We start from the raw sequence: 13409 nt of genomic DNA, 5'->3' as shown, positions 1-13409 counted from the left end.
ATAATTAATTTTTTTTTTCAATTAATATTTATAATTTTTATTCAACAAATTTTAAATATATTTGTTATTATCTAAAGTAATTAATTCTAAAAACAATCCCTAATATTTAAAAATCAAAACTATGAAAAGAGCCATCCTACTATCCGCTTTTTTATTGTCTCAATTTGGGACATCACAACTTTTAAAAACAAATGGTCAGAAAATCGTGAATGATAAAGGTGAAAATGTTCAATTGAGAGGTCTCGGTTTGGGAGGATGGATGTTGCAAGAAGGATATATGCTGAAAACTGCCGATTTTGCCGGTCCGCAATACAAGATTAAAGAAAAAATTGCTGAATTGATCGGGGAAGACGGCATGAACAATTTTTATAAAGCTTACCTGAAAAACGGAATCACCAAACAGGATATTGATTTCCTGAAAAAGGCAGGATTCAATTCGATAAGACTTCCGATGCATTATAATTTGTACACTTTACCGATTGAAAAAGAGCCTGTAAAAGGTCAAAATACCTGGTTGGAAGAAGGTTTTAAAATGACTGATGATCTTTTAAAATGGTGTGCAGACAACAAAATGTATTTGATTTTAGATCTTCATGCTGCGCCGGGCGGACAGGGAAATGACGTTAATATTTCTGACAACGACAAATCAAAGCCATCACTTTGGGAAAGCGAAGAAAATCAGAAAAAAACAGTCGCTTTATGGAAAAAATTAGCCGAAAGATATAAAAATGAAGCCTGGATTGGTGGTTATGATTTAATTAATGAGCCCAACATTAATTTCACAGGACAAAACAAAAACGGAACCGATGAAATGTCAAATGCCCCACTTTGGAAATTGCAGAAAGACATTACAGAGGCCATTCGACAGGTTGATAAAAAGCACATAATCATTATTGAAGGAAACGGCTGGGGAAATAATTACAATGGCTTAACACCACTTTGGGACAACAATATGGTTTTCAGCTTCCACAAATACTGGAATTATAATAATGATGAAACCCTGAAATTTGCTTTAGATTTAAGAGAAAAACATAATATCCCGATCTGGCTGGGGGAAACGGGAGAAAACTCAAATGTTTGGTTTACAGAACTGATCCAGCTTTTAGACAAGCACAATATCGGTTACGCCTTCTGGCCGATGAAAAAAATCGATAATATTGCCGGAATTACCAACGTAAAAATCACTCCGGAGTATCAAAAACTGTTGGATTACTGGAAAAATGGAGGTGAAAAACCATCAAAAGAATTTGCCACAAAAGCTTTAATGCAAATCGCCGATAACTATAAATTCAGCAACGTAGAAATCAAAAATGACATTATCGATGCCATGTTCAGACAAACAACGGAAAACACTACTAAACCTTTCAAAAATCATCAGGCTCCGGGAAGAATTTTCGCTTCTGAATATGATTTGGGAAGAATGAATTCTGCCTATTTAGATAAAGATTTCATCAATCTCTGGGTAAGCGATCCCGCAAAAAGATCAGAATGGAACTCTGGAAATCAGATGAGAAATGACGGTGTAGATATTTATAAATGTAATGACAAAATTACCAATCAATATTATGTCGGAAAAACAGAAACCGGGGAATGGATTCAGTATACAATTGACGCAAAAGCCGGTAAAAGCTACAGTTTTGACATAAGATATGCCAGTAATAATGACTCAAAAATCAGAATTGAGGACGTTTCAGGAACGCAATTGGCAACTGTCTCATTGCCTTCCACAGGAGGAAACGAAGCCTGGAAAACCTTTACAGCAAAAGGAATTAACCTCAAAAAAGGAGAAAATAAAATCAGAATTAAATTTGAAAATGACGGGGTCAACCTGAATTATTTTGAAATAAAATAATAAAAATCTTAAATTGCAAATCCCTTTTAGAATCTAAAAGGGATTTTTTTAAACCAAAATAGTATGAAAAAAACAGGATGGATTTTTCTTTTGATCTCGGCCTTTACTTTTGCTCAAAAACCGGCTTTAGATCAACAGATCAATTCAATTTTAAAAGATAAAAAAGCAACTGTCGGAATTTCTGTTTCGGGTTTTGAAAATGGCTTTAAATACAGTAAAAATGCCGATAAAAAACTTCCGATGCAAAGTGTTTTTAAATTCCATATTGCAACGGCCGTTCTGGATTTTGTTGATAAAGGAAAATTATCATTAAACCAGAAAATTTTACTTGATCAATCAAATTTACTCGAAAATACATGGTCGCCGCTTCGCGATAAATATCCCAACGGAAATGTCGAAGTTTCTTTAAGTGAGATTCTTGATTTCACTGTCGCACAAAGCGATAATAACGGCTGCGATATAATGTTGAAACTTCTTGGAGGCCCTCAAACCGTTCAAAAATTCATGGATTCTAAAGGAGTAAAAAACTTTCAGATAAAATATAATGAAGAAGCCATGCACAAAGACTGGAATGCCCAATATGAAAATTATTCCACAACCGCCTCTATTACTGATGTTTTAAGGAAATTTTTTGATGGAAAATTGCTTTCAAAAAAATCTACAGATTATTTGATGAAAGTAATGTTGGGAACAAAAACGGGAACCAATAAGCTGGTAGAACAGCTTCCAAAAAATACTCCGGTCGCACACAAAACAGGAGCTTCAGGGAAAAATAATAAGGGCTTAACAGGCGCAGAAAACGATATGGGAATCATCACTTTACCGAATGGCAAGCATTATGCAATAACTGTATTTGTGAGCAACTCTACAGAAACTGACGCGGTGAATTGCAAAATCATTTCTGACGTCTCCAAAGTGGTTTGGGACCATTTTAACAAATAAAATTTAAAGCTTAATTTTAATCTCTAAAATACATCAATTATGAAAAAAATATTATTAATAGCGGGAATATTTAGTTTTTCATTTTTCTATTCGCAGAAAAGTGAGAACTATTTACAGCTAAAATACGGAAGCATCTGCTGCGGAACTCCTTCTACGGAACCTGTAATGAATTATTTAAACCAATTTCAGAAAAAAAATAAAATAAAATCACTTGAAATCTACAAGCAAAGCGGCTTGGGAAGAGAAGGCGAATTTAATCTGTATATCGGAACTGATAATCTTTCAAAAAAGCAGAAAACAAGCTTTATAAAAGGTTTACAGACTGCCGTTGAAGCACAAAATAATGCCAGACAAAAAAATCGTGACGGAAGAGTAAGTTTTCAGCAAGATGAAACGCTAAAAAAATCTGATCTGGCAAACGCAAGAAATTTAACTATTTATAAAAAATAAAAGAAAAATGATCAAAAACATTGTAGTTATCGGCGCAGGAACCATGGGAAATGGTATCGCACATACTTTTGCACAAAGCGGGTTTAAGGTAAATCTGGTAGATGTATCCCAAGATGCTTTGGACAGAGGGTTGAAGACCATTACCACAAATCTTGACAGAATAATTGCAAAGGGAAACCTTACGGAAGAACAAAAATCTGAAACTTTAGGAAATATTACCACTTATACCGCTCTTCAGGATGCTGTTGGAAGTGCAGATCTGATTGTTGAAGCTGCTACTGAAAATCAGGAATTAAAGTTAAAAATATTCAGCCAAATGGATGAGTTTGCTCCTGAAAACTGTATTTTGGCGACAAACACTTCATCTATTTCTATCACTAAAATTGCTGCAGCTACAAAAAGACCGGATAAAGTAATCGGAATGCATTTTATGAATCCCGTTCCGATCATGAAACTGGTTGAAATTATCAAGGGATATTCTACTTCTAAAGAAACTTTTGAAGCCATTTATGAAATGAGCAAAAATTTAGGAAAAGTTCCTGTAGAAGTAAATGACTATCCGGGTTTCGTTGCCAACAGAATTTTAATGCCGATGATCAACGAATCGATAGAAACCCTTTACAACGGAGTTGCGGGAGTTGAAGAAATTGACACGGTAATGAAATTAGGAATGGCTCACCCGATGGGGCCTTTGCAACTAGCTGATTTTATTGGGCTTGACGTTTGTTTAGCGATATTAAATGTAATGTATGACGGCTTTAAAAATCCGAAATATGCACCCAATCCATTGCTAGTAAATATGGTAATGGCAGGGAAATTAGGAGTGAAATCAGGAGAAGGTTTCTACGATTATTCAGAAAGTAAAAAAGCCGAGAAAGTAGCAAAAATGTTTTCAAAATAAGGAAAGTGAATGAGTGAATTGTCAAGGTGAATTTTTAAAATTGACAATGAAATGAATTCACATCGAAGAAAATTGACTGATACAATAAAATTCACTATTTTTCTTCGATGAAATGTAAAGAAAAATATATCCAGATATCAATGGTCATCATTACTTTAGTGATGACCGTTTTGCGTTTTCTGCTCAATGAAAAAGGCAGGGTAAATCCGGATTCTATCCGATACATGAGATTTGCCCATGTCTTTCCGACGATTGATAATACGACTACGCCTTTAGGATATCCTTTAAGTATAAAATTCATTACTTTGTTTGGTTTTGATGAATTTTGGAGCAGTAAAGTAGTGGGAATTCTTGCTTTTATTTTTATTGTTTTTTTTGCCTGGAAAAAGAATTTTTATTTACGTGAAACTATTGTCACAGGTGCTTTATTCAGCTTTCTTTCAATCTTTGCATTCACGATGAGCGAGCCTTTGATTCTTCCTTTTGTATTTCTATTTTTATATGTTTCAAAACAAATCATTGATGGAAAATTAGAGAAATGGAAAGCTGTATTTTATCTGTCTTTACTTTTAATAGCTCTTTATAACATCAGATACAGTGCACTTTTCTTTATTGGAGGAACCGGGCTTTTCGGATTGATTTACCTCAAAAGAAAATATGCAGCAATATTCATTATTTCAGCAGCTATAGGTTTAGTTTTTGTTGTTTTGTATAAATTTCTGTTTATAGATTATTTTAACGAAAATTATGTACAAACATTTTTAGAAATCGGGCTCCATCCTACTTCACAGCTTTTGGTTGAATTATTTCAGGGGTTGGCGACTTCTTTTAATCCTTTTATTCATATTTCAGATCCGGGAGGCGGAAAAATCAATTATGCAATCTACGGAATTGGTGTTTTAAATATCCTTTTGATCATCTATCTTTTCATTAAAAATAAACTCTCCGAGGTTGAATCTTTCTTTATATTTACCGGAGTTTTCGGAATTATCTGCTCCTATTTCATTCAATATTTCTATTCTATTAATCCGTTAGATTACAGATTAATAGCTCCGTTCAGTTTTCCGATCTGGTTGGTTTATTTTAAAAAATTATTTGACATTTTTGAGATAAAAGTATATGTTATCGGCATTCTAAGCATCATGTCGGGAATGCTTTTCACATGGCTTTCAAAAGGGAATTACCTTGAAAACAGAAAAGAAATCTTCCATTTTTTGCAATCTGAGAAGCTTGATAAAGTGCCTTTGAAATTTTATACGGAAGATGAGCTTAATCTTGATAAAATACAGGTAGCTGAGCTGATAAGCACCGTAAATCCGGAAATCAGGATCACCTTTAAGCCACAGGATACTTTACAGAAAACAACTTTGACGCGTTATAAAGTTTTACAAAAAATTAAGATCGACAAGAACAAATATCAATAATTTTATTATCTTTGGTTCAAAGTTAAAACATTAAAAAAATGAAATTACCAAAGTTTTTATTAGCAGATAATTCGGAATTTCCAGAAGATCTATTCGTAGTTCATACAGAATACCCAAGATTTATCTTAAACGTTGAGGAAGAAGAAGTTGAGTGGCTAGATGATTTAGAGGGCGATGATGAAGAAACGATGGCAGATGAAGCTACAAAGGTAGTAGAAGCTGCGTTCAAATGGTGTGATGAAGAGTTAGCTAAATACGACGAAGAGGAAGAAGATTAATAACATCTAAAAACATAAAAAAGGAACTCAATTGAGTTCCTTTTGTTTTTTTATTTATTCTGCTTTATTGAATTTCAATAATAAAAGATTGTCCTGATATAATTCAAGAACATTTCCTGAAACAACATATTTATTGGCTTTTCCGACCATATCCATGAAATTTTTCTCAACACTCATATTATCACAAGCCATTCTTGTAGAACCCATCTGTCCTGCAGAAAAATTACCTGTTGCAGGATCTACTTTTGCAGTTCCGAAATAATTATTGCATCCGCCGTTTCCACTGATTTTTTCTCCTTCAATATTTAAAGTAGGTATTTTTCCTTTCACATTATCGGCCAATGCCCATTTTGTATTGCTTAATGAAGGTTGAGCTTTACCAACTTTTGAAGATGATGAGCCTCCTGCCATTGCTCCACAAGAAGCCAAAACTGCCGCTGCAGACAGGCTTAAAAAAAGATTTTTCATTTTTTTGTTTTTGAATTAGCCAAATTTACGGTAAATATTATTATCTAAACGGGTTTCAAAAGACTTTATTATTCTCTTAACACTTATTATTCACTCAAACTGTTAAAATAATTTGAACAATTTTCTGCTTAAAAGCGCATTTTAATTATTATAAAAATCCATAAGCTTCTTTAACGAAAAAAACGAACTGATACAGTTCGTTTTATAGTATTTTGTAAATTATATTAATATTTAAGATCTTAATTCCGCGTTAAATTCTTTTTGGAAAGATTTAACTAAAGAATCCATTACAGAAGCAATTTCTTTTTCTTCTAATGTTTTTTCTTCATTTAAAAGCTCAAAGCTCAGGGCATAAGATTTTTTACCTTCGGGAAGATTTTTTCCTTCATAAACATCAAATAAATTAATATTTTTAATAAAAGGAGATTTATTTTTTCTGGCAGCCTGATAAAGATCCTGATAATTAATGTTTTTATCAATCAACAACGCCAAATCTCTTCTTATTTTATTGAATTTAGGAATATCTTTAAATTTTAATTCATTTTTAGCGCGTAGTTCCTGGGCAAATTCCAGCTCGATTTCTGCATAGAAACATTCCTGATCGATGTCAAAATCCTTCAGCATTTGAGGCGCGACTTTACCGATTCTTACTAAAGTTTTTCCGTCAATCTCATAAGATAAAGCATCTGAAAACCTTTCGTCAGACAAAGCAACTTCCTTATAATCAACGGCTAATTTTTGCAGCAAAACTTTCACATAAGCTTTTACGTTATAGAAATTGGTTGCAGATTTAGGCTGAAGCCAGTTTTCCGCAACATCTCTTCCAGAAATTAAAATAGCAAGCTGTTTTCTTTCTTCATATTTATCTCTTTTATGATAAATTTTTCCGAATTCAAAGAATTTAATATCCTGATTCTTTCTGTTTATATTGTAGATCGCATTTTGAAGAAGCCCTTCCAATAAAGACTTTCTCATGAATGCCAGGTCATTACTCAACGGATTCAATAGTTTTACAGCGTCTGTTTCGTCTTTTACAGAGGTCAAAGAATTGTTCATCACTTCGTTGAAACCAATGCTCTGTAGAGTTCTTGCCCAGCTGTTTTCCAATTCATCCTGATCCTGAGCGCTTAGTTTAACCGGTGTAAATGAAATCTTTTGCGGCGCATCAATTTTATTGTATCCGTAGATTCTTAAAATCTCTTCGATAACGTCAATTTCTCTCGTTACATCAGCTCTGTAAGCAGGAACAGAGATTTCAAAACCATTTTGAATTTCATTTAAAACCTGAATTTCCAGTGCTTTTAAAATTTCTTTTACTTTTTCTCTGTGTATTTTTGTTCCTAAAATTTGTTCGATTTTAGAGAATCTGATAATTACGTAATTGTCTTCAATTTTCTTTGGGTATTCTTCCAGTAGATCTCCAACAAGCTTGCCTTCAGCCAATTCCTGAATCAATTTAATGGCGTGGGTAATGGCAGTGCGCGTAATATTAGGATCAACACCTCTTTCAAATCTGAAAGAAGCATCTGTGCTCAATCCATGGAATTTTGCTCCTTTTCTCACCGCAACAGGATTAAAATAAGCACTTTCCAGGAAAATAGTTTTAGTTTCAGCAGAAACTCCAGAGTTGGCACCTCCGAAAACTCCGGCAATACACATTGGGTTGTCTTTTCCGTCCTTGATGATGATTTCAGAACCGTTCAATGTTCTTTCAACGCCATCCAGAGTGGTGAATTTCGTTCCTTCTTTTACAGTGCCTACCTTCACTTTTTTATCTGCAATTTTGTCTGCATCAAAAGCGTGAAGCGGCTGTCCGTAACCGTGAAGAATATAATTCGTGATGTCTACAATATTGTTAATCGGGCTTAATCCGATGGCTTTTAATCTGTCTTTTAACCAGGCAGGAGAATCAGCAACTTTCACGTCTTCAATTACCGCACCGATATATCTCGGGCACAGTTCTGCATCCTCAACTTCTAATGTGAAATCGTGAGAACCTTCATTATTTAAAGTTTCAGAGCTTACTTTTTCAAACTCTGATTTTTGCTTATTTGTTGAAAGAAAAGCGTGTAAATCCCTTGCAACACCGTAATGAGACATTGCATCGGTTCTGTTTGGCGTTAAACCGATTTCGAAAACTTCGTCGTTGGTTAATTCAAAATAATCTGCAAAATTTTTCCCTACTTCATATTTTTCTTCATCCAAAACCATAATTCCGCCGTGATCTTCGCTGAGCCCTAATTCGTCTTCTGCACAGATCATTCCCTGAGAAACCTCGCTTCTGATTTTTGCTTCTTTAATCTCAAAAAAGTTTCCGGTTTTGTCATAGATTTTTGTTCCGACAACAGCTACAGGCACGGTTTGTCCTGCTTCCACATTCGGAGCACCACAAACAATGTTCAGTACTTTTCCGTTTCCTATATCTACCGTTGTTTTCTTTAATTTATCAGCATTCGGATGCTTTTCGCAGGTTAAAACTTTACCCACAACAATCCCTTCCAGACTTCCCTTTATGCTTTCAAATTTTTCTATCCCTTCCACCTCAAGACCAATATCCGTAAGGAATTCCCCGATTCTTTCCGTCTTCAATTCCGTTTTGATATAGTCTTTCAACCAGTTATTTGATATTTTCATCTGACAATTTCTATTTATTTTTTAGGGCTGATGGAACTTTTCAGTTTCATCTATTATATTTTGAAAATTTTATTTGAATATTTGTGCAATTTTAATGCACAAAATTTAGTGTACAAATGTCGTGTTTTTTTGAGAAATACAGAAATTTAAAAGGAACTTAATACTCCCTTGAATATGATTTTTTCTCTGAAATATATTCCGTTTTGCTTCCGTTTCCTGTTCTGAAAAGTGTTTTAACGGTCGTTCTCTGCTTCTCTCCCGTGGAACTCGCAAGATAAGTCACAAAATGCAAATGAGGTCCGTTGCTCCATCCTGTATTCCCGCTTAATCCGATGATATCTCCTTTTTTAACCTGATCGCCGACATTTACTTTTACTCCGTTTTGCTTTAAATGAAAATATTGCGCAAAAGTGCCGTCGGAGTGTAAAATTGTGATATAATTTGCCTGTTTTGCACAATTAATTGTCGGACAGCCTGAATTATTAGTTTCAACCAAATCAATTACCAGGCCTTCTCTTGCGGCTAAAATTTCAGTCCCTTCAGGCATCGTAAAGTCCAGTGAGTTTTCATTCTGATGTGAAAAAGTCCCATTATAGCCTTGAAAAACCATAAAAGATTTTCCTTTTTGAAACGGAAGATCGTACTGATATTCAGAATCATATGTTTTTAATGTAACATCCCCAATATAAATTAAATAGGCCGGCATTTTCTTGACTCCCCATTTTTTCATTTTATTATTTACAATAAAATAGGTCACTTTATTTTTGAGTGATTTTGCAGGTAAAACCTGGGTTGTTTTAAAAACCTCAGGTTTTCTCATATTTTCCAGTTCGGGTTGTTCCGCGAAGACAAAAGAAACCGGATAAATCTCTTGATTATCTGCATAATATATAATGGTATCCCCTTTTCTTTCATAATACATTTTAGTATTTTTTTGAGAAAATAAATTGATACATTGCAATAAAAAGAAGACTGCCAGTATTTTTTTCATATCCATAAGCGTTTATAGGTAATTAAAAAAGAGATCCTGAAAATCAGAACCTCTTTTTATTTTTTATTTTAAATATTACAATCCAATAACGGGCATTGATAACATTAAGATATTTTCGTTTTCTTCAAGACCATCCAGAGGTTCGATGATTCCCGGCCTGTTCGGTTGAGACATTTTCATTGTGATATCGTCTGCCCCAAGAATACCCAACATTTCCGTTAAGAATTTAGAGCTAAATCCGATGTTAATATCTTCTCCGTTATAATCACAAGGAATCTGCATATCTGCTTTGTTTGCATATTCCGTATCTTCTGCGTGAAGGTGAAGAATATTGGCTGACAATTTAAATCTAACCTGATTGGTAGATTTATTTGACATGATTGATGCTCTTTTGATCGCTCCCAGTAAAAGATTTCTGTTGATCGTCAATACATTCGGATTTTCTTTTGGAATTACCGCCGTATAATTAGGATATTTTCCGTCGATCAGCCTACAGATCCAGATATGTTTACCAAAAGTAAATTTAGCCATGTTTTCATTGAAGTCGATCTTAACGTCTTCATTTGAGCTTGCTAAAATATTTTTGAAAATATTCAAAGGTTTTTTAGGCATAATGAATTCCATTGGCTCGGCATTCATCAGATCTGTTCTTTTATAGACTACCAATCGGTGAGAATCTGTAGAAACAAAATTCGTTTCGTTTTCTCCAAACTGGAAAAGAACTCCCGTCATTACAGGACGAAGTGAATCGTTACTTGTTGCAAAAAGCGTGTTGGTAAGAGCTTCAGACAAAACTCCTGCAGGCATTGTTACACTTTGAGAAGCGTCAAATTCCGGTAATTCCGGATAATCATCAGCATTGTCTAATGCGACTGCGAAATTATCTTTTTCATCCAAAATCTCAAGCTGACTTCCGGTGCCTTCTGCATTATCCTTTACGGCTAATGTCAGAGGCTGCTCGCCGTAAGTCTTGATAAAATCCTGAAAAATCTTAGCAGGAACAGCAAATTTTCCTGAGTCGTCAGACTTCACCTCAAGAGAAGTTACAAGAGTTGTTTCGCCATCAGATGCTGTAATGGTAACGTTATTTTCGTTTAACTCAAAAAGATAGTTTTCTAAAATAGGTCTCGATTGAGAGCTTGATATTACGCCACTTACAGTTTGCAAAGCCTTCTGCAGTTCACCACTTGAAATAATAAATTTCATAGATTTATAAAATAAGTTTGTACAAATATAACAAATAGAAGTAAGACTGAAAAAAATAATGCCCAGTAGTTTTTAACAAAGATCATTAATCTGTTTTCAGGCTTGAAATTATGTTCAGATTTCTGTAGTCATTAATTTTCGAATCGAAGATCTCAGTCGTGTAATAACTGATGCTCACCTTTTTATTGATTAGTGAATTATATTCTTTAGGAAGATCAAGATTCGATACAATATTTGAAACCCAATAGAATTTGGTTAAATTTTTATTGTCACCGATCATATGAAAGATCACAAAATTTTCTTTTTCGATCTTTGTAATGGTTCCGTTTATCAGCAATTCCGGTTTGGATTCGTCCGTTTTCTTATCTTCTTCCATATTAACAAACTCCATGAAAATATCCGGGCATTCTTTCAGCAGCCAGGTTCCCATTAATTTTCCCGTCTCTGATGATTCATCATTGAGAATATCGATGTTATAGTCTTTTTTAAGATCTTTACTATAAGGCTCAGCAGCTTTTATCATACAAAGACCTAGTTGTGCTTCGAGGTTTTTCGAGTTGGGATTTTCAGCTTTTGCCTTTGTAAAACATTCACATGTTACCTTAGCAATTTTTTTCGTATAGTCCTGTGAAAAAAGGAAATTTGAAGTAAAAATAAGCGTTACAGCCAGTAGATTTTTCATCATGGTTAGTTTTTTAACTTTTCAAAGATAAAAGATTTAATAAGTATGATCAAAATGCAAGTCTTATATTTGTTAAAAAAAAAAGCCCATGCGGAAACCACTCATCCATAAAAGTTTTCTGAACGCTTTTCGAGGTGTGTTTTTTATGTTGAAATCTGAAAGGAATTTCCAATTGGAATTTCTGGCTTTTTTAATCAATCTTTTTTTAATTTTTTATTTAAAGCTCTCTACAATTGATACAGCTCTTGTTTTAATTGTTTCTTTTGGGGTTTTAATTGCGGAAATTTTTAATACGGCAATTGAGAAGATTTGTGACATTATACAACCTGAATTTGATAAGAGAATCGGTTTTATTAAAGATATTTCTGCGGGAGCTGTTATTTTGACGGCGATTTTGTCGGTTGTTGTGGGGATTTTAGTCTATTGGAAATACATTTCTAAACTATCATTTTTTTTAAAATTTTAATTCAAAAATTACATTGAATTTAAGATTTCAAATAAAAAAACACTCAAAATTCAACATTTATATTTAAAATATATTTATCACTACATTATGATATAATAAATTTCTATATATTTGTTTCACAATCAACAATTAATAATATGAAAATCAAATTGCTGTATGCCATTCTATTGGCAGGATTCATTTCGTGCAGTACGGAATCATCGACTATTAACCCGATGAGCACTAAAAAAACTGAAGAAGTTCTAAAATTTGAAAAATCCATCAAAAGTTTATCAAACCCGGAAAACCGTGAAACTCCCGAAGAGATGAAAAACCGCCAATCTCTTGAATTAAGTGACAGACGTAAAGATCTTCTTATTCCTTCAGCAATAGAGCTGATAAAATCCACTGGCGCTACTCAAAAGCAAATTACTGAAGCCACTCAGGGTGACAGAGATAAGATTTTAACATGGGCTGTAAAAATCTATAACGAAAAACTTGATAAAATCAACCAAAATTCTAAAAACTAATACGATGAAAAAGATATTCACTATTATTCTTGGCTTAAGTTTAGGATCATCGGCTTTTGCACAAAACGGTTCCGGAAATCTTCATATCTATAACGATATCACCAATCATAAACTCGATTTATATTTTACAATTTTCACTATAGTCCCTTCTACCTGCAGTGGAGGAGCACAGGCAATAGATCAGGTATATCTGCCGCCTAATGAAATTGCAAGCTACACCACCTTTGCCAATTCCACTTCAGCCGCAGGACATCCTTATCCAATTAATAACTGGTCTCCTAATATGCTTGGTCTTCCACCCATTGTATCAAATGCCCAAAGATGGACTTATATAAAATTTGAGCTTGAAGATCCTATCAATCCAGGACAAATCGTCCCAACACTTGGCGGATCTGTAGGGTTTTATCAATCCTGCTCAGGTATCCCAGCAAGTATCGGTGGCACGGGCAGTCTGAATGGCATAAACTATAATTTCCATGCAGACGCGTTTACATTTGGAGGTGATTTATGGATAAATGTTCAATAAATCCTGTTAATATAAAATCAAAGCCTGTCAACAATCATTGACAGGCTTTATTTAATTTGAAAAATGACTGCCATTAATGA

General features: G+C 34.0%; 14 protein-coding genes. 9 read left to right on the top strand and 5 right to left on the bottom strand.

The window, feature by feature from the left end; all coding sequences use genetic code 11:
• The first annotated feature begins 121 nt into the window (after positions 1-121).
• From BLT04_RS15255 to BLT04_RS15230, 6 genes are all read left to right on the top strand, one after another.
• A complete protein-coding gene (locus BLT04_RS15255; RefSeq protein ID WP_089756649.1) occupies positions 122-1852 on the top strand; it encodes a cellulase family glycosylhydrolase in 1731 nt (576 codons plus the stop codon).
• 63 nt (positions 1853-1915) lie between these two features.
• Complete coding sequence (gene bla-A, locus BLT04_RS15250; RefSeq protein WP_089756648.1) at positions 1916-2794, top strand: CGA/CIA family class A beta-lactamase; 879 nt, start codon at positions 1916-1918, stop codon at positions 2792-2794.
• 39 nt (positions 2795-2833) lie between these two features.
• Positions 2834-3244, top strand: a complete 411-nt coding sequence (locus BLT04_RS15245; protein WP_089756647.1) for a hypothetical protein — start codon at positions 2834-2836, stop codon at positions 3242-3244.
• A gap of 10 nt (positions 3245-3254) precedes the next feature.
• Entirely contained in the window at positions 3255-4145 is an 891-nt protein-coding gene (locus BLT04_RS15240) for a 3-hydroxybutyryl-CoA dehydrogenase (RefSeq protein WP_170828504.1), read from the top strand.
• Between the two features lie 107 nt (positions 4146-4252).
• Positions 4253-5569, top strand: coding sequence for a hypothetical protein (locus tag BLT04_RS15235; protein WP_089756645.1), 1317 nt, complete (start codon positions 4253-4255; stop codon positions 5567-5569).
• A 38-nt stretch (positions 5570-5607) separates the two neighbouring features.
• Positions 5608-5847: a hypothetical protein gene (locus BLT04_RS15230; RefSeq protein WP_002977986.1), complete on the top strand. Its 240-nt coding sequence runs from the start codon at positions 5608-5610 to the stop codon at positions 5845-5847.
• 54 nt (positions 5848-5901) lie between these two features.
• Here BLT04_RS15230 and BLT04_RS15225 read toward each other — a convergent pair whose 3' ends face one another.
• From BLT04_RS15225 to BLT04_RS15205, 5 genes are all read right to left on the bottom strand, one after another.
• On the bottom strand, positions 5902-6315 hold the full coding sequence (locus tag BLT04_RS15225; RefSeq protein WP_089756644.1) for an META domain-containing protein: 414 nt from the start codon (positions 6313-6315) through the stop codon (positions 5902-5904).
• Positions 6316-6546: 231 nt separating this feature from the next.
• Positions 6547-8949, bottom strand: coding sequence for a phenylalanine--tRNA ligase subunit beta (gene pheT, locus BLT04_RS15220; protein WP_089756643.1), 2403 nt, complete (start codon positions 8947-8949; stop codon positions 6547-6549).
• 157 nt (positions 8950-9106) lie between these two features.
• On the bottom strand, positions 9107-9940 hold the full coding sequence (locus tag BLT04_RS19135; RefSeq protein WP_089757300.1) for a M23 family metallopeptidase: 834 nt from the start codon (positions 9938-9940) through the stop codon (positions 9107-9109).
• A 75-nt stretch (positions 9941-10015) separates the two neighbouring features.
• Positions 10016-11146: a DNA polymerase III subunit beta gene (gene dnaN, locus BLT04_RS15210; protein ID WP_089756642.1), complete on the bottom strand. Its 1131-nt coding sequence runs from the start codon at positions 11144-11146 to the stop codon at positions 10016-10018.
• 85 nt (positions 11147-11231) lie between these two features.
• Positions 11232-11831, bottom strand: a complete 600-nt coding sequence (locus BLT04_RS15205; protein WP_089756641.1) for a hypothetical protein — start codon at positions 11829-11831, stop codon at positions 11232-11234.
• A gap of 85 nt (positions 11832-11916) precedes the next feature.
• Between BLT04_RS15205 and BLT04_RS15200 the strand changes: the two genes are divergently transcribed.
• From BLT04_RS15200 to BLT04_RS15190, 3 genes are all read left to right on the top strand, one after another.
• Positions 11917-12294 carry a diacylglycerol kinase family protein gene (locus BLT04_RS15200; RefSeq protein WP_089756640.1) on the top strand — a complete coding sequence of 126 codons (378 nt, stop codon included), beginning with the start codon at positions 11917-11919 and terminating at the stop codon, positions 12292-12294.
• A 137-nt stretch (positions 12295-12431) separates the two neighbouring features.
• Complete coding sequence (locus BLT04_RS15195; RefSeq protein WP_089756639.1) at positions 12432-12803, top strand: hypothetical protein; 372 nt, start codon at positions 12432-12434, stop codon at positions 12801-12803.
• Between the two features lie 4 nt (positions 12804-12807).
• On the top strand, positions 12808-13329 hold the full coding sequence (locus BLT04_RS15190) for a hypothetical protein (protein WP_139166262.1): 522 nt from the start codon (positions 12808-12810) through the stop codon (positions 13327-13329).
• Positions 13330-13409 lie beyond the last annotated feature (80 nt).

This window comes from Chryseobacterium soldanellicola, from assembly GCF_900100115.1.
Classification (GTDB): domain Bacteria; phylum Bacteroidota; class Bacteroidia; order Flavobacteriales; family Weeksellaceae; genus Chryseobacterium; species Chryseobacterium soldanellicola.
Note: the sequence above shows the minus strand (reverse complement) of the source record. Positions and strands in the feature narration are given on the sequence as shown.